The 15,839-nt window shown below is 72.8% G+C and carries 16 protein-coding genes and 1 tRNA gene; 8 read left to right on the forward strand and 9 right to left on the reverse strand.

From position 1 onward, the window contains the following. Window positions 1–4 precede the first annotated feature (4 nt). The 3 genes from AB0D94_RS01340 to AB0D94_RS01350 form a co-directional block, all read right to left on the reverse strand. A complete protein-coding gene (locus tag AB0D94_RS01340) occupies window positions 5–1,468 on the reverse strand; it encodes a PP2C family serine/threonine-protein phosphatase (protein ID WP_362044043.1) in 1,464 nt (487 codons plus the stop codon). 147 nt (window positions 1,469–1,615) lie between these two features. After that, window positions 1,616–2,119: an FHA domain-containing protein gene (locus AB0D94_RS01345; protein WP_362044045.1), complete on the reverse strand. Its 504-nt coding sequence runs from the start codon at window positions 2,117–2,119 to the stop codon at window positions 1,616–1,618. Window positions 2,120–2,129: 10 nt separating this feature from the next. Then, window positions 2,130–2,963 (reverse strand): DUF3662 and FHA domain-containing protein, encoded by an 834-nt coding sequence (locus tag AB0D94_RS01350; protein ID WP_362044048.1) that lies wholly within the window; start codon window positions 2,961–2,963, stop codon window positions 2,130–2,132. 292 nt (window positions 2,964–3,255) lie between these two features. Here AB0D94_RS01350 and AB0D94_RS01355 point away from each other — a divergent pair. From AB0D94_RS01355 to AB0D94_RS01380, 6 genes are all read left to right on the forward strand, one after another. Next, window positions 3,256–3,338: transfer RNA gene (locus AB0D94_RS01355), tRNA-Leu, on the forward strand. A 205-nt stretch (window positions 3,339–3,543) separates the two neighbouring features. Next, window positions 3,544–5,217, forward strand: coding sequence for a histidine kinase (locus AB0D94_RS01360; protein WP_362044426.1), 1,674 nt, complete (start codon window positions 3,544–3,546; stop codon window positions 5,215–5,217). 20 nt (window positions 5,218–5,237) lie between these two features. Further along, on the forward strand, window positions 5,238–5,885 hold the full coding sequence (locus tag AB0D94_RS01365; RefSeq protein ID WP_362044428.1) for a response regulator transcription factor: 648 nt from the start codon (window positions 5,238–5,240) through the stop codon (window positions 5,883–5,885). Between the two features lie 52 nt (window positions 5,886–5,937). Then, window positions 5,938–7,338 carry a DUF2252 domain-containing protein gene (locus AB0D94_RS01370; protein ID WP_362044050.1) on the forward strand — a complete coding sequence of 467 codons (1,401 nt, stop codon included), beginning with the start codon at window positions 5,938–5,940 and terminating at the stop codon, window positions 7,336–7,338. Between the two features lie 224 nt (window positions 7,339–7,562). Next, window positions 7,563–8,321 (forward strand): J domain-containing protein, encoded by a 759-nt coding sequence (locus AB0D94_RS01375; protein ID WP_362044430.1) that lies wholly within the window; start codon window positions 7,563–7,565, stop codon window positions 8,319–8,321. A gap of 58 nt (window positions 8,322–8,379) precedes the next feature. After that, window positions 8,380–8,724, forward strand: coding sequence for a rhodanese-like domain-containing protein (locus AB0D94_RS01380; RefSeq protein ID WP_362044052.1), 345 nt, complete (start codon window positions 8,380–8,382; stop codon window positions 8,722–8,724). Between the two features lie 64 nt (window positions 8,725–8,788). Here the strand turns inward: AB0D94_RS01380 and AB0D94_RS01385 are convergent, their stop codons facing one another. The 6 genes from AB0D94_RS01385 to paaA form a co-directional block, all read right to left on the reverse strand. Then, window positions 8,789–9,937, reverse strand: coding sequence for an acyl-CoA dehydrogenase family protein (locus tag AB0D94_RS01385; RefSeq protein WP_362044433.1), 1,149 nt, complete (start codon window positions 9,935–9,937; stop codon window positions 8,789–8,791). Between the two features lie 100 nt (window positions 9,938–10,037). Next, complete coding sequence (locus tag AB0D94_RS01390; RefSeq protein ID WP_362044054.1) at window positions 10,038–11,192, reverse strand: 2Fe-2S iron-sulfur cluster-binding protein; 1,155 nt, start codon at window positions 11,190–11,192, stop codon at window positions 10,038–10,040. Further along, window positions 11,193–11,696 carry a 1,2-phenylacetyl-CoA epoxidase subunit PaaD gene (paaD, locus tag AB0D94_RS01395; protein ID WP_362044056.1) on the reverse strand — a complete coding sequence of 168 codons (504 nt, stop codon included), beginning with the start codon at window positions 11,694–11,696 and terminating at the stop codon, window positions 11,193–11,195. Continuing rightward, complete coding sequence (paaC, locus tag AB0D94_RS01400; protein WP_362044058.1) at window positions 11,690–12,439, reverse strand: 1,2-phenylacetyl-CoA epoxidase subunit PaaC; 750 nt, start codon at window positions 12,437–12,439, stop codon at window positions 11,690–11,692. Before paaC ends, paaD begins: the two co-directional genes overlap by 7 nt. Next, window positions 12,436–12,720, reverse strand: a complete 285-nt coding sequence (paaB, locus tag AB0D94_RS01405) for a 1,2-phenylacetyl-CoA epoxidase subunit PaaB (protein WP_362044060.1) — start codon at window positions 12,718–12,720, stop codon at window positions 12,436–12,438. Before paaB ends, paaC begins: the two co-directional genes overlap by 4 nt. Continuing rightward, window positions 12,717–13,706, reverse strand: a complete 990-nt coding sequence (paaA, locus tag AB0D94_RS01410) for a 1,2-phenylacetyl-CoA epoxidase subunit PaaA (RefSeq protein WP_362044062.1) — start codon at window positions 13,704–13,706, stop codon at window positions 12,717–12,719. The genes paaB and paaA overlap by 4 nt, the downstream gene beginning before the upstream one ends. A gap of 144 nt (window positions 13,707–13,850) precedes the next feature. Between paaA and AB0D94_RS01415 the strand changes: the two genes are divergently transcribed. Beyond that, complete coding sequence (locus AB0D94_RS01415) at window positions 13,851–14,609, forward strand: DUF5819 family protein (protein WP_362044064.1); 759 nt, start codon at window positions 13,851–13,853, stop codon at window positions 14,607–14,609. Further along, entirely contained in the window at window positions 14,606–15,805 is a 1,200-nt protein-coding gene (locus AB0D94_RS01420; RefSeq protein WP_362044435.1) for an HTTM domain-containing protein, read from the forward strand. The genes AB0D94_RS01415 and AB0D94_RS01420 overlap by 4 nt, the downstream gene beginning before the upstream one ends. Window positions 15,806–15,839: the final 34 nt, after the last annotated feature.

Consider the following 15,839-nt stretch of genomic DNA (forward strand, 5'->3'; position numbering starts at 1 on the left):
GTGTCTACTGCTTTCCGCAGAAACTGACCACTTGCTGCTCCTGGGGAGACAGCGTGGTGCCGGGTGTCTGGCCCTGCGCCTCGGCGTTGCGGCGTTCCTCGTCCTTCTTGCACGCGGAAACCTGGAGGCCGAGGCCGTCGAGCTTCTCACGGGCGGCGTCGAGGCTGCTCTCGCTGATGGTGTCCTCGACGAGCTTGCGCTTGAAGGGCGGCAGGTACTTCAGTTCGATGTCGGGGCGGTCGGTCTCCACCTTGGAGAGCTCCAGCGGCCCCAGCTTCTGGCTGATGCCGCGGAAGAGCGCCACGTGCTCGCCCTTGACCCCGACGTAGAACTGCGTCTGGGTCCAGCGCCAGCCCGCGTAGAGGCCGCCGCCGACGACGCCGACGACGAGGAGCAGGGTCAGGGTGCGGGTGGTCCACTTGCGCCCTTTGCTACGGCGCCTTCGGGGCTTGTCGTACGTGTCCTCGTAGCCGCCGTCGGAGTCGTAGGCGTGCGCGTCGGCTTCGCCGAAGCTGCCGTATCCGCCGCCGCCCTGTCCCTGGTCCCCGTAGCCGTAGCCGGGGGACTCGCCGCTGCCGGGAGGGCCGAAGGCACCGGCGGGCGGCGGGGCCTGGCGGCCCAGGCCCGAGGCGCGGCCGGCCGGGGTCTGCATGGCGTTGCCGTCGAAGAGCTGGTGCTGGTTCTCGGCGACCGCGCCGACGACGACCGGGGTGTCGTTCAGCTGGGCGGCCAGGGTGTCGCCGCTGTCGGTGTTGAGGACGTCCGCGACGATGCAGGTGATGTTGTCGGGGCCGCCGCCGCGCAGGGCGAGCTGGATGAGTGCCTGCACGGTCTCGTGGGGGCCGTGGTAGTCGGCGAGGGTCTCTTCCAGGGTCTGGTGGGAGACGACGCCGGAGAGCCCGTCGGAGCAGATCAGGTAGCGGTCACCGGCGCGGACCTCGCGGATGGAGAGGTCGGGCTCGACGATGTCGCCGCTGCCCAGCGCGCGCATCAGCAGGGAGCGCTGCGGGTGGGTGGTGGCTTCCTCTTCGGTGATGCGGCCCTCGTCGACGAGCCGCTGCACCCAGGTGTGGTCCTGGGTGATCTGCGTGAGGACGCCGTCGCGCAGCAGGTAGGCGCGGGAGTCGCCGACGTGGACGAGGCCGAGGCGCTGACCGGTCCACAGCAGGGCGGTCAGGGTGGTGCCCATGCCTTCGAGCTGTGGGTCCTCCTCGACCATGACGCGCAACTGGTCGTTGGCGCGCTGCACGGCCGTGGCGAGGGAGGTGAGGATGTCGGAGCCCGGGACGTCGTCGTCGAGCTGCACGAGGGTGGAGATCACCTCGGAGCTCGCGACCTCACCGGCGGCCTGGCCTCCCATGCCGTCGGCGATCGCGAGGAGACGGGGGCCGGCGTAGCCGGAATCCTCGTTGCCCTCGCGGATCATGCCCTTGTGCGATCCGGCGGCGAACCGCAGGGACAGACTCATGTGTACCTGCCCTGTCGACGCTGCTGCCTCCGGGTACAACCGGTCTCGAGCCACACTGCCCACCCTCCGGTCGGGAGCGCGCTCGGGTCCGTGTCCTCGGTGGGACGGATCGCCGCGGCTCGCTCGCTCCGCTCGCTCATTCTCGTACTACTTCCGCAGCTCGATGACGGTCTTGCCGATGCGGATCGGGGCGCCCGGCGGAATGGGCGTCGGGGTGGTCAGCCGGGTCCGGTCGAGATACGTGCCGTTGGTGGACCCGAGATCCTCGACGATCCACTGGCCGTCACGGTCGGGATAGATCCTGGCATGGCGGCTGGACGCGTAGTCGTCGTCCAGCACGATCGTGGAGTCGTGGGCCCGGCCCAGGGTGATCGTCTGGCCGGCGAGGGCCACCGTGGTTCCCGTGAGGGTGCCCTCGGACACGACCAGCTTGGTGGGCGCACCGCGGCGCTGGCGCTGCTGCGGTGGCGCGGCGGCCTGGCGCCCCGGCTGCTGCGGGGTGCCCGCGCCCGCGCTGCCGCGGCGGGAGCCGCGCTGCGTGACGCGCGTTCCGAAGAGGTCACTACGGATGACCTGGACGGCCACGATGACGAACAGCCACAGAACGGCTAGGAAACCCAACCGCATGACCGTCAGGGTCAGCTCTGACATTGCCCCCGCTTCACCCTTCGGCTTGCCGGTAAATGATGGTGGTGCTGCCCACGACGATCCGCGAGCCGTCGCGGAGCGTAGCGCGGGTGGTGTGCTGCCCGTCCACCACGATGCCGTTGGTGGACCCGAGATCCTGGATCGTCGAGGGCGTTCCGGTCCGGATCTCACAGTGCCGGCGCGATACGCCGGGGTCGTCGATCCGCACGTCGGCTTCGGTGCTTCGGCCGAGTACGAGCGTGGGGCGTGAGATCTGGTGGCGGGTGCCGTTGATCTCGATCCAGTGGCGCCGGGTGGCGCCCGCGCTGGATACGGGTGCGGGGCCGGCCGGAGCCGGCCTGCGCCCGGCGGGTCCGCCCGGAGGCGGACCGGCGGGCATCGGCGGGGCGGCGACGGGGGGGTACCCGTATCCGCCCTGCGGGGACTGTGGGGCCTGGCCGTGGGCCGGTTGCGGCGCCTGCGGCTGGGAGGTGCTGGAGGCGAGTGTACGGCTGCGGACCCGGTAGAGGCCGGTGTCGAGGTCCTCGGCCTTCTCCAGGTGGACCTTGATCGGGCCCATGAAGCTGTAGCGCTGCTGCTTGGCGTAGTCGCGGACGAGGCCCGCGAGCTCGTCGCCGAGCTGGCCGGAGTACGGGCTCAGGCGGTCGTAGTCGCCCGCGCTGAGCTCGACGATGAAGTCGTTGGGGACGACGGTGCGCTCGCGGTTCCAGATCGTGGCGTTGTTGTCGCACTCCCGCTGGAGCGCGCCTGCGATCTCGACCGGCTGGACCTCGGACTTGAACACCTTGGCGAAGGTGCCGTTCACCAGACCTTCGAGTCGCTGCTCGAACCGCTTCAGGACTCCCATGGGGCACCTCCTCCGTCGTTGTCGCCCTGTACTGCTTACTGATCGTATCCACGCGTGGCGGATTCGGCTGGTTCCCCATCGGTCCCGTGCTGAGGAGTGTTGGTCCTCACAAGCGATCGTAGGGGGGCTCCAGGGACAGTGTCCCGCACCGGGGGCGGAGTGCGGGAGGGGCAGTCGTGGCCGGGGTGGGGGGTGCGGGGAAAGGGATGTGAATCCACCCCGTCCGACGTGCTAATGTTTCGACGTCGCCAGGGGAACGGCCCGAAAGGGAAGAACCACTGGGGAGCTGCTCGGGCGAGTGGCGGAACGGCAGACGCGCTGGCTTCAGGTGCCAGTGTCCTTCGGGACGTGGGGGTTCAAATCCCCCCTCGCCCACATCGACGAAACGGTCGTCATCGCGAAAGCGGTGGCGGCCGTTTCGTGTTTCCCGCCCGCGGGTGCCCACTCTCCCCCTCTTCATCTCTTCCTCTCCCCATCTCCTCCCCTTCTCTCTACTTTCGTCGGGCGGGGCGCGACGAAAGAGGGCAGTGCGGGAGGAGGGCGGGTGTCTAGGGTCGGTCGCGTGGATGCGACGGCGAAGATGCGTGCGGGCCGGGACTGGCTGATGGGGCCGGAGCCCTGGACGCGGCGGACGCTGGCCGGGGACCTGCTGATCGCCTTGGTGCTGGCCCTCCTCGGCCTGGGCGTCGAGGAGCTCGACAACGGCTCCGGGCAGCGGATGGCGGCGGGCGCCGTGGCCGTGCTGGTACTGACCCTGCTGCGGCGCAGGCTGCCCGCGACGACGCTCGTCGTGGGATCCGCGGCGGGGGTGTTCCTGCCCGGCGCGTTCCTGGTCTCGGCCCTGCTGGGCTGGTCGGCGGGGCGCCGGATCGTCGGGGTGGGACGGGCCCTGGCCGCATTCGTCGGGGCGTTCCTCGCGGTGATCGGCTCCAGCCTGGTTCACGAGTGGGGGCAGACGCGGCTCCTGCTGGTGATCGTCTTCTCCACGCTGATGTTCCTGGCGACGACGGTCATGCCCGGCCTGGCCAGCCGCTATTGGCACCAGCGCCGTACGCTGCTGCGCGCGCTCCAGGAGCGCAACGCGCAGCTGATGCGGGAGCGGGCGATGGTCGCGGGCCAGGCCCGGCTGCGCGAACGGCAGCGGATCGCCCAGGACATGCACGACAGCCTCGGCCACCAGCTGGCGCTGATCTCGGTGCACACCGGTGCGCTGGAGGTGGATCCGCAGCTCACCGACCGTCAGCGCGAGGGTGTGGGGGTGCTGCGGCAGGCCTCGGTGGCGGCCATGCACGAGCTGCGCGAGGTCGTCGGGATCCTGCGGGACGGGGTCGAGGCACCCCTCCCGGTGGAGGAGGCGGCGCAGCCGGCGGCGCGCGGGGTGGCCGGGATCGCGGGGGTCGTGGAGGCGGCGCGGGCCGCGGGGACCGACGTACGGCTGAGGAGTTCGGGGCAGCCGAGGCCGCTGGTGGCGGCCTGCGACCACGCGGCGTACCGGATCGTGCAGGAGGCGCTGACGAACGCGTACAAGCACGCTCCGGGCTCGGCGATCTCGGTGGAACTGCGGTACGAGGACGACTCGCTGGTGGTGGAGATCGCCAACGGGCCCGCGGCCGGGGCGGGTGCCGGCGAGGTGGTGTCGGGCGGCCAGGGGCTGACGGGACTGCGCGAGCGGGCGCGGCTCGTCGGCGGGATGGTGCACGCCGGGGCCACCGAGGGCGGCGGGTTCCGGGTGGCGGGGGTGCTGCCGTACGGGGCCGAGCCGGCCGGGGTGGAGGACGTCGCGGACGACTTCGGCCAACAGGCCCGGGCACAGGCCCTGGCGCTGCAGGGCGCGCCGCCCATGGACTGGGCCGCGGTCGACCGGGAACTGGCGGTCCGGGGGCGCAGCCGGACCGGCGGCGTCGTCCTGGGCTGCGGGATCGCGGTGGCGGCGGTGGTCTTCCTGGTGGTCGTGCTCGGGGCGGTCGTGGTGCTGATGCTGGGCTCGGTGAACGACTCGATGATCGACCGGGCCGACTACGACGCCGTCCAGGTCGGCGAGAGCGAGCAGGCGGTGCGCGAGCGGCTGCCGGACGGAGACAGCATCCTGACCTCGGGCCTGGACCGGAAGGGGCCGCAGCGGCCGGAGGGTTCGCAGTGTCTGGCCCTGATGTCCACGGAGGCTTCGGGGGAGTTCACCACCGACACCGTTTTCCGGTTCTGCTTCAAGGACGGCAAGCTCGTCGACAAGCAGGTCTACGAGGTCAAGCAGTAGGAGCGCGGGTGACGGCCAGAATGATCAGAGTGGTGATCGCCGACGACGAGCCGCTGATCCGGGCCGGGATCAGGATGATCCTGACCTCGGCGCCGGACATCGAGGTCGTCGCGGAAGCGGCGAACGGCCGGGAGGCGGTGGAACTGGCTCTCGCGCACGCCCCGGACGTGGTGCTGCTGGACATCCAGATGCCGGTCATGGACGGGCTGACCGCGCTCGGGGAGCTGAAGCGGGCGGCCCCGGAGGCCCGGGCGCTGATCCTGACGACCTTCGGGGAGCGGGAGAACGTCCTGCGGGCGCTGGGCCAGGGCGGTGCGGGCTTCCTGCTGAAGGACTCGGCGCCGGGTGAGCTGATCGGAGCGGTCCGCGCGGCGATGGCCGGGGACGCGTACCTCTCGCCGGCGGCGACCCGGCACGTGGTGGACCTGCTGGCGTCGGGGAAGGCCGCGGCGCGCGGCGAGGAGGCCCGGCGGCAGGTGGCGGAGCTGAGCGAGCGGGAGCGCGGGGTGCTGGCCCTGCTGGGGGAGGGCCTGTCCAACGCGGACGCGGGCCGGCGGCTCCACATGAGCGAGGCGACCGTGAAGACGTACGTGAGCCGGATCCTGGCGAAGCTGGGGTGCGAGAACCGGGTGCAGGCCGCCCTGCTGGCCAGGGACGCCGGGCTGTAGATACGGTCACCCCGTTCGACAGGTGATCGATCCACAGGTGGGGGCGGCGTCCATGGTGACGGTAGTGGGACAGCGGATACCGGACGTGACGGGCTTCGGGCCGCGGGTGGCGGCCGGCTCGCCCAGGCAGGAGGGCAAGGCCCTGCGGGTGCGCGTGCCGCGGGCGGCGCACGCCCGCTTCGAGGCGCCGGCCGGGCGCCCGGACGCGGTGCGCGCGGTCGAGGAGTCCAACGTCGGCCGGGTGGCCGAGCTGGCGCCGATACGCGTGGGCAGGATGGCCGCGAACCCCTTCGCTTTCCTGCGCGGGGCGGCCGGGCTGATGGCGCACGACCTGTCCGGCGGGCCGGTGACCGGGATAGGCGCGCAGCTCTGCGGGGACGCGCACGCGGCGAACTTCGGGCTGTACGGGGACGTGCGCGGCCGGCTCGTCATCGACCTGAACGACTTCGACGAGACCGTCTTCGGGCCGTGGGAGTGGGACGTGAAGCGGCTGGCGGCCTCGCTGGTGCTGGCCGGGCGGGTGGCGGGCGCGGACGAGGACACCTGCCGGGAGGCGGCGCTGGACGCGGTGGGCGCGTACCGGCGGACCATGCGCCTGCTGTCCAAGCTGCCGTCCATGGACGCGTGGAACGCCATCGCCGACGAGGAGCTGGCCTCGCACAGCGATGTGCGGGACCTGGTCGGCACCCTGGAGCGGGTCATGGAAAAGGCCCGCAACAACACCTCCGCGCGGTTCGCCGCCAAGTCGACCGAGCCCACGCCGGAGGGCGGACGGCGCTTCGTGGACGCGCTGCCCGTGCTGCGCCGGGTCGGGGACGAGGAGGCCGCGGCCGTGGCCTCCTCCCTGGGCCCGTACCTCCACACCCTCCAGGGCGACCGGCTGCCGCTGCTGGCCCGCTACGCGATCCACGACGTGGCCTTCCGCGTGGTGGGGACCGGGAGCGTCGGCACCCGCTCGTACGTGGTGCTGCTGCTGGACCACCGGGGCGAGTCGCTGGTGCTCCAGGTGAAGGAGGCGCGACCCTCGGTGCTGCTGCCGTACCTGCCCGCGCTGGGCTTCGCCTCGCCGCCGCCGGAGCACGAGGGGCGCCGGGTGGTGGCCGGGCAGAAGCAGATGCAGGTGGTCTCGGACATCATGCTGGGCTGGACCACGGTGGAGGGACGGCCCTTCCAGGTGCGGCAGTTCCGCAACCGCAAGGGCAGCGTGGACCCGGCGGCGCTGGCCGCCGAGCAGTTCGACGACTACGGGCGGATGACCGGGGCCCTGCTGGCCCGGGCGCACGCGCACAGTGCCGATCCGCGGCTGCTGTCCGGGTACTGCGGGAAGAGCGGGGAGCTGGACGAGGCGATGGCCGACTTCGCGGTGGCCTACGCCGACCGGACCGAGGCCGACCACGCCGACCTGGTGGCGGCGGTGCGGGCGGGCCGGATCGCGGCGGAGACCGGGGTCTGACCAGCCGGATCGCGGCCGGGACCGGGGGCTGACCAGCCGGATCGCGTCCGGGACCGGGGGTTGACCGGCCGTCTCGTGGCGGGCGATGTTTCACGTGAAACAGCGCCCCGGGCGGCGGGCCGTAGGCTGGCCGGGTGAGCGAGCAGACCGAGCAGCCTGAGCAGCCCGAGCAGACAGTCCCCGGCGACTCCGGCGCCCCCGGCGAGGAGCGCCCCGAGGCGCGCCTGGAGCGGGCCGTACGGGCCGCCGAGCAGGCGTTGATCGAGTTCGAGATCGCGGTGGAGACCTTCCGGGTGGAGGTGGAGAACTTCTCCCGCCTTCACCACCAGAAGCTCGGCCCGATGTACTCGCGGCTCGACGAGCTGGACGCGCTGATCGCCGAGGCGAAGGCGGCGCGTACCGGCGACCCCGAGGACCTGCGGCGGGCGCGGGACGCGCGCGCCCTGGTCATGCCGATGCCCGGGGTGGACGAGCTGTTCCACGACTGGCTCGGCTCCGACGGGATCTCCGACGACGCGTCCGCGATGCTCACCGACCGGCCCGTGCGGCCGCCGGAGCGGGTGCGGCCCTCGGAGGAGGTCCGCCGGCTCTACCGCGAGCTGGTCCGCAAGGCCCACCCGGACCTCGCCCAGGACGAGGTGGAGCGCGAGCGGCGCGACGCGTTCATCGCGCGGGTCAATGCCGCGTACGGGCGGGGCGAGGAGCAGCTGTTGCGCGAGCTGGCCGAGGAGTGGGCGGCCGGTCCGGCGCCGGAGGCGCCTGGGCACGGTGAGAGCGAGGAGCTGTACGCGCGGCTGGAGTGGCTGGCGCGGCGCAAGGAGCTGCTGTCGCTCGTGGCCCGGGAGCTGGAGGACAGCGCGATCGGGTCCATGCTGAGGATGGCCCCCGAGGACCCGGACCGGCTGCTGGAGGAGATCGCCGAGCAGCTGCTGGCGCAGGTGTCCGAGCGCGAGGCGGAGCTGGCGGCCCTCGCCGCTCCGTGAGGGGCGGGCGGTTTCCGATAGGTTGGCCGCAGATCTGCGAAGAGAGAAGGCGACAGCTATGAACTTCGGACTGCTTCCCTCGGTGGACGCCGCCGCGGTGCCCTCCGAAGGCTTTGTCCTCGACGTCCGCGAGGACGACGAGTGGGCGGCCGGCCACGTCGAGGGCGCCCTGCACATTCCGATGAGCGACTTCGTGGCGCGCTTCGGTGAGCTGACGGAGGCGGTCGACGACGGCCGCCGGGTGCACGTGATGTGCCGGGTGGGCGGGCGTTCCGCGCAGGTCACCCAGTACTTGGTGCGCCAGGAGATCGACGCCGTCAACATCGACGGCGGGATGCAGGCCTGGGAGCGCGCGGGCCGCCCGATGGTGACGGACAACGGCACCCAGGCCTTCGTCCTCTAGACCCGCCGAACCTGACCCGGCCTGGCCGGGCCCGGTGCGGCCTGGTGGGGCAGCCCGGCTTGCGTCAGGCCAGGGGGTGGGCGGCCAGCAGGTCGCCCAGGGCCTCCTCGTGCGCCGCGGCGGGGCCGAGCTGGAGCTCCAGCTGCTTGGCCCAGGCGTGGTACCGGTGCAGCGGGTAGTCGGTGTCGGCGCCGAACCCGCCGTGCAGGTGTTGCGCGGTCTGCACGACCCGGCGCACGCCCTCGGCGGCCCAGATCTTGGCGACGGCGACGTCCCCCGCGCTCGGCAGCGGTCCCCCGGCGCCGCCGGTGGCGGCGTCGAGCCGCCAGGCGGCCTGCCAGAGGGTGACCTCCATGGCGCGCAGGTCGATGTAGCGGTCGGCGGCCTGCATGGCCACGGCCTGGAATGTGGCGACCGGGAAGCCGAACTGCTCGCGCTTGCTCGTGTACCGGCTGGTCATGGTGAGGACCCCCTCGCCGAGCCCGAGCGCGAGTGCGCAGGTCCCGGTGGCGAGGAGCTGGCGGAGCCGGTCCCAGGCGCCGGGGGCGTCGATGAGGTGCGTCGCGGGCACCCGTACGCCGTCCAGGGCGAGTTCGGCGAGCCGCTCCCCGGTGGTGGAGTACTGCTCGGCGAGGGTGAGCCCGCCCGCGGTGCGCGGGATCAGAGCGAGGACGGCCTCTCCTTCCCCGGTGTGGGCCGGTACGGCGATCCAGTCGGCGCTCTGGGCCCAGGCAACGGCGGTCTGCGTGCCGTCCAGGACCCAGTCCCCGCCCGGGCTCTCGCGGCGGGCGGTGACGGCGAGTTCGGCCGGGTCGTGCCCGCTGCGGCCGTGCGCGGCGGCGGTGAGCACGAGCGTCCCGCGTCCGGCGCCGGGCAGCAGGGCGGCGGCCAGTTCGGGGCCGCCGTGGGTCTGGACGGCCATGGCGGTGGCGCAGTGCTCCAGCAGCGGCACCCGGGCCAGCACCTTGGCCGCCTCGCGCAGCACCAGGCACAGGGCGATGGCGTCCAGGCCCGCGCCGCCGTGCTCCTCGGCGAGGACCAGGCTCAGCAGGTCGGACCCGGCGAGCTTGGCCCACAGCGGGCGGTCGAAGTCGTCGGCGACGGCCCCCGGGGTGAGTGCCGGGCTCGGCACGCTGTCGGGAGCGACGTCCGCGAACACGGCCTTCGCCGCCTCGACGGCGGCCTGCTGCTCCTCGGTGAAGGTGAAGTCCACTGCCTGTCCTCCCGCGCACACCCGGTCCATCCTGTCCTGACGGTGCGTCAAGATAGAACACGTTCCTGAAATTGGACAGGGGGCGGGGAGGGCAGCCCGCTCAGCGGTCGAAGTCGATCTCCACTTCCTCCGTCACGGGGTGCGACTGGCAGGCCAGCACGAACCCGGCCTCCGTCTCCTCGGACTCCAGCGCGAAATTGCGGTCCATCCGCACCTCGCCCGTCACCAGGAAGGCCCTGCAGGTACCGCACACCCCGCCCTTGCAGGCGTACGGGGCGTCCGCGCGGTTGCGCAGCACCGCGTCCAGCAGGGACTCCCCGTCCTGGACCGGCCAGGTGCCCGAGCGCCCGTCGAGCCGGGCGGTGACCCGCCCGTGCGCGGGGGCCGCCGCGGTCGCGGGGCGGACCGGGGCGGCAGTGTCCTCGACGTGGAAGATCTCCTCGTGCACCCGGGTCCGTACGACGCCGAGCGCGTTCAGCGCCCGCTCCGCGCCCTGCACCAGGCCGTACGGGCCGCACAGGAACCAGCCGGTCACCTCGGCGACGGGCAGCAGCGCGGGCAGCAGGGCGGCCAGCCGCTCCTCGTCGAGCCGGCCGGACGGCAGCCCGGCTTCCTGCTCCTCCCGGGAGAGGACCGTGACCAGCTGGAACCGCGCGGGATAGCGGTCCTTCAGGTCGGCGACCTCCTCCAGGAACATCGTCGAGGCCGCCGTACGGTCGCTGCGCACGAGGCAGAACCGGGCGTCGGGGCGGGCGGCGAGCAGGCTCGCGGCGATCGACAGCACGGGGGTGATGCCGCTGCCTCCGACGATCGCCGCGTAGTGCCCGTCGGCCGGGGCGGCCGCCGGGTCCAGGACGAACCGTCCGGCCGGGACCATCACGTCCAGTACGTCCCCGGCGGCGATCTCCTTGTGCGCGAACGTGGAGAACTCCCCGCCCTCCACCAGCCGCACCCCGACCCGCAGCAGCTCCGGGCCCGGAGCGTCCGCCGCCGGGGCGGGGGAGCAGATCGAGTAGGTGCGCCGGATCTCGGCCCCTTCGAGGACGGACCGGCGCAGGGTGAGGTGCTGCCCGGGGGCGTGCCGGTACTCGGCGCGCAGCTCCGGCGGCACCCGCAGGGTCAGCGCCACCGCGTCGTCGGTGAGCCGGTCGACCGCCGCCACCGTCAGGGGGTGGAAGGCGCCGTGGCGCGCGGGGCGCGCGGCGGCGGATGGCACCGAGGACACCGACGGCACAGACGGCGGGGACACGGCCATCTACAGCTCCTTGAAGTGGTCGAACGGTTCGCGGCAGGAGGTGCAGCGGCGCAGCGCCTTGCACGCGGTGGAGGAGAACCGGCTGAGCAGCTCGGTGTCGGTGGAGCCGCAGTTCGGGCAGCGGACCGACAGGGTCAGCGGGACCGGTCCGCCGGCGGAGTGCGGACGCGGAGGCGCGATGCCGAACTCGGAGAGCTTGCGGCGGCCCTCGGCGCTGATGTCGTCCGTCGACCAGGCGGGGGCCAGCACGGTGTTCACCCGCACCTCGCGGATGCCGTGGGCGGTCAGGACCCGCTCGATGTCGGCGGCCATGGCCTCGATGGCCGGGCAGCCGGTGTAGGTCGGGGTGAGGGTGACCTCGGCGTGCCCGTCCTCGTGCATCCGCACGCCGCGCATCACGCCGAGCTCGGCGAGGGTGAGCACGGGCAGCTCGGGGTCCGGGACGGACCCGGCGAGCACGGCCAGCTCCGCCTCCAGGCGGGTCGCGCCGGTGTCGGTCACCATGACGCCCCCGGGTGGCTGCGGTGCAGGTGCTGCATCTCGGCGATGAGCCGGCCGAACGGCTCGGTGTGCAGGCCCTGGCGCCCGGCGCCGGCCGCCCAGGCCCCGGTGCGCGGGCCCTCGGGCAGCGCGAGCCCGGCCCGCTCCAGTACGCCGGTCACCGCGGCCAGCCAGCGCCCCTCCAGGGCGGCCCAGTCCACCTCGTCGAGCCCTTCCACCGGCTGGAACATCTCACCGGTGTACTTCCACAGGGCGTCCAGGCCGGCCCGCATGCGCTCGTGGCTCTCCGGGGTGCCGTCGCCGAGCCGCAGGGTCCACTGCTCGGCGTGGTCGCGGTGGTACGCGGTCTCCTTGACGGCCTTGGCCGCCAGGGGCGCGAACGGGCCGTCCCCGCGCGCGAGTTCCCCGTAGAGCTCGTGCTGGTAGAAGGAGAAGAAGAGCTGCCGGGCGATGGTGTGGGCGAAGTCCCCGTTCGGCTGCTCGACCAGCTGGAGGTTGCGGAAGGACCGCTCCTCGCGCAGGAAGGCCAGCTCGTCCTCGTCGCCGACCAGGGACAGCAGGATGCGGGCCTGGCCGAGCAGGTCGAGGGCGATGTTGGCGAGGGCGACCTCCTCCTCCAGCACGGGCGCGTGGCCCGCCCACTCGCCGAGGCGGTGGGAGAGGATCAGCGCGTCGTCGCCGAGGGCGAGGGCGGCCGCGGTGACGGCGGTGCTGCTCGTGGTGTCGGTGGTGTCGGTGCCGGTCACAGGTGGCTCACCCCCTCCGGGATGTCGTAGAAGGTCGGGTGCCGGTAGGGCTTGTCCGCGGACGGGGCGAAGAACGGGTCCCGCTCGTCCGGCGAGGAGGCGGTGATCTGAGTGGAGGGCACCACCCAGATCGAGACGCCCTCGCTGCGCCGCGTGTAGAGGTCACGGGCATTGCGCAGGGCCATCTCCGCGTCGGGGGCGTGCAGGCTTCCCGCGTGCGTGTGCGAGAGGCCGCGCCGCGAACGCACGAACACCTCCCACAGGGGCCAGTTCTGCGTCATACCCGTGCCTCCTCGTTCTGTTCGTTCTGTGCGGTGCGCTGTGCGGCGTGCTGTGCCGCCTGCTTCTCCGCGTACGCCGCGGCCGCGTCGCGCACCCAGGCGCCTTCCTCGTGCGCCGCGCGCCGCTGGCTGATCCGCTGCTCGTTGCAGGGGCCGTTGCCCTTGAGCACGTCCCAGAACTCCGCCCAGTCGATGGCGCCGAAGTCGTGGTGCCCGCGCTCCTCGTTCCACTTCAGGTCGGGGTCGGGCAGGGTCAGGCCCAGGGCCTTCGCCTGCGGGACGGCGATGTCCACGAACCGCTGGCGCAGCTCGTCGTTCGAGTGGCGCTTGATCCGCCAGGCCATCGACTGCGCCGAGTGCGCCGACTCGTCGTCCGGGGGGCCGAACATCATCAGCGACGGCCACCACCAGCGGTCGACCGCGTCCTGCGCCATCGCGTGCTGCTCCTCGGTGCCCTTGGACAGGGTCATGAGGAGCTCGAAGCCCTGGCGCTGGTGGAAGGACTCCTCCTTGCAGATCCGGACCATGGCGCGCGCGTACGGGCCGTAGGAGCAGCGGCAGATCGGCACCTGGTTGGTGATCGCCGCGCCGTCCACGAGCCAGCCGACTGCGCCGACGTCCGCCCAGGTCAGCGTGGGGTAATTGAAGATCGAGGAGTACTTCTGCTTGCCCGCGTGGAGCTTGTCGAGCAGCTCGTCGCGGCTCGTGCCCAGCGTCTCGGCGGCGCTGTAGAGGTACAGCCCGTGGCCCGCCTCGTCCTGCACCTTGGCCATCAGGATGGCCTTGCGGCGCAGCGAGGGCGCACGGGTGATCCAGTTGGCCTCGGGCTGCATGCCGATGATCTCGGAGTGGGCGTGCTGGGCCATCTGGCGGACCAGGGAGGCGCGGTACTCGTCGGGCATCCAGTCGCGCGGCTCGACGCGCTCGTCCGCCGCCACGGCGGCGTCGAAGGCCGCCGCGAGCTGTGCGCCCAGGTCAGCCGTCATACCCGGCGCGCCCGGCCCGGCTGTCCCGAGGGCCGTCTCCGGCCCCGTCTCCGGAGTCACTGCCACCATCGCGGCCCCCTGTCAGAGTGTCTCGGCCGGCCTTCCGGCTGCCCGACCGACCGATCGTTCGGTTCGTCCTCTTCAATGGTGGGACGGTGGCCCGTAGGGTGTCAACCTCTGTGGTCAACCCTGTGGACGCCGGACGATCGGGGCGGGATGGATTCGAACGAGCACGAGCCCGTGGAAGGGGGCGCGGAGGAGGTCGCGGAACGGCCCGCTCCACCGCCGCCGCGGGTGCCCGGGATAGCCGGTCTGTCCGCTCCGTACCGCATCCTGGCCGCCGTGGCGCTGGGGGCCGTCGCCGTCGCCGCCTGCGGCCACCTGGCGCTCGTCTTCCTGCACGTGGCCCCGTCCAACACGGTCAGCAAGCAGCACGCGCGGACCGTGGACGCCTGGATCTACCCGGAATTCGAACAGAACTGGAAGCTCTTCGCCCCCAACCCGCTCCAGCAGAACATCGCGGTGGAGGCGCGCGCGCAGGTACGGACCGCAGCGGGCGAGCTGGTCACCAGCGACTGGCGCGACCTGTCCGCCGAGGACGGCGCGGCCATCCGGCACAGCCTGCTGCCCAGCCACACGGAGCAGAACGAGCTGCGCCGGGCCTGGGACTTCTTCACCGGATCCCACGACGAGGACAACGAACCCAACGGCGAGCGCGGCGCGCTCTCCGAGGAGTACCTGAGGCGGATCGCCGTGGACCGGCTGGCCCCCGTCCACCGGGGCGGCCACCTGCTGCGGATCCAGCTGCGCTCGGCGACTACGGCGGTGGCCGCGCCCAGCTGGAGCACCGAGACGACCGACACCCAGACCTACTACCGGGAGCTGCCGTGGTGGACGGTCTGAGCCGCGCGCGGCGGGCTGCCGGGCGGGCGCTCGCCCAGGTCACCGGACGAGCCCTGGGCCCGCACCAGAGCGCCGTGATCCGCATCGGCTTCGCCGGGACCTGGCTGTTCTTCCTGCTGCGGGAGTTCCCGAACCGCGCCGAGCTGTACGGCCCGGACGGGCCGTGGAGCTGGGAGCTGGCGCAGCGGCTGATCGCCTCGAACCGGGCCTTCACCGTGCTGATGTGGTCCGACTCGACGCTGTGGTTCGAGATCGTCTACGCCGTGTCCGTGCTGGCGAGCGTCGGGCTGCTGCTCGGCTGGCGCACCCGGGCGCTGTCCGTGGTGTTCATGGTCGGGGTGCTGTCGCTCCAGAACCGCAGCGTGTTCATGGGCGACGGCGGGGACAACGTCATCCACCTGATGGCGATCTACCTGGTGCTGACCCGGTGCGCGCAGGTGTGGTCGCTGGACGCGCGCAGGGCCCGCCGGCACGGCTCGGCGACGGCCGGGGCGGGCGGGCCGGTGCTGTGGGTGGTGCTGGGCGCGGTGCTCGCGTACGGCGCGGCGACCGGGCAGTTCGGCCTGGGCTGGCTGGCGGCCTTCGCGGCGCTGTGGGTGGTCGCCGGACTGTGGTGGATGGCCGACCGGTACGAGCCGGCCGGGGAGGGCCGGGCGGCCCTGGACGTCCTGGCGAACCTGCTGCACAACGCGGGGATGCTGGTGATCATGGCGGAGGTCTGCCTGATCTACGCCACGGCGGGCTGGTACAAGATCCAGGGATCGCGGTGGCAGGACGGGACGGCCCTGTACTACCCGCTCGGGCTGGACTACTTCACGCCCTGGCCGGGGCTGTCGGGGCTGGTGGCGAGCAGCGGGACGCTGGTGATGCTGCTGTCGTACGGGACGGTCGCGGTGCAGGTGGCGTTCCCGTTCACGCTGTTCAACCGGCGGATCAAGAACGTGCTGCTGGGCGTGATGATGCTGGAGCACGTGGGGATCGCGGTGCTGCTGGGCCTGCCGTTCTTCTCGCTGGCGATGATCGCCGCTGACGCGGTGTTCCTGCCGACGGGGTTCTTGGTGTGGCTCGGAGCGGGGGTCGCTGCGCTCGGGCGTCGGCGGGTGGGGGCGGGTCGTCCGGGTGCGGCGGCCGCCGTGGCCCCTGCGGAGGCCGAGCCCCCGCCGGCTCCTGCGGAGCCGAGCCCCGTTTCGCGCTGACTTCGGCGTGCGGCGCCGTTGCCGGGGGCGCTGC

Source organism: Streptomyces sp. NPDC048255 (assembly GCF_040652415.1).
GTDB lineage: Bacteria > Actinomycetota > Actinomycetes > Streptomycetales > Streptomycetaceae > Streptomyces.

Coding starts and splice junctions, on each gene's coding strand:
- AB0D94_RS01340 (WP_362044043.1), bottom strand. CDS start 1,468: ATGAGTCTGTCCCTGCGGTTCGCCGCCGGATCGCACAAGGGCATGATC.
- AB0D94_RS01390 (WP_362044054.1), bottom strand. CDS start 11,192: ATGGCCGTGTCCCCGCCGTCTGTGCCGTCGGTGTCCTCGGTGCCATCC.
- AB0D94_RS01380 (WP_362044052.1), top strand. CDS start 8,380: ATGAACTTCGGACTGCTTCCCTCGGTGGACGCCGCCGCGGTGCCCTCC.
- AB0D94_RS01365 (WP_362044428.1), top strand. CDS start 5,238: ATGATCAGAGTGGTGATCGCCGACGACGAGCCGCTGATCCGGGCCGGG.
- AB0D94_RS01350 (WP_362044048.1), bottom strand. CDS start 2,963: ATGGGAGTCCTGAAGCGGTTCGAGCAGCGACTCGAAGGTCTGGTGAAC.
- AB0D94_RS01345 (WP_362044045.1), bottom strand. CDS start 2,119: ATGTCAGAGCTGACCCTGACGGTCATGCGGTTGGGTTTCCTAGCCGTT.
- AB0D94_RS01370 (WP_362044050.1), top strand. CDS start 5,938: ATGGTGACGGTAGTGGGACAGCGGATACCGGACGTGACGGGCTTCGGG.
- paaB (WP_362044060.1), bottom strand. CDS start 12,720: ATGACGCAGAACTGGCCCCTGTGGGAGGTGTTCGTGCGTTCGCGGCGC.
- AB0D94_RS01360 (WP_362044426.1), top strand. CDS start 3,544: ATGCGTGCGGGCCGGGACTGGCTGATGGGGCCGGAGCCCTGGACGCGG.
- paaD (WP_362044056.1), bottom strand. CDS start 11,696: ATGGTGACCGACACCGGCGCGACCCGCCTGGAGGCGGAGCTGGCCGTG.
- AB0D94_RS01415 (WP_362044064.1), top strand. CDS start 13,851: ATGGTGGGACGGTGGCCCGTAGGGTGTCAACCTCTGTGGTCAACCCTG.
- paaA (WP_362044062.1), bottom strand. CDS start 13,706: ATGACGGCTGACCTGGGCGCACAGCTCGCGGCGGCCTTCGACGCCGCC.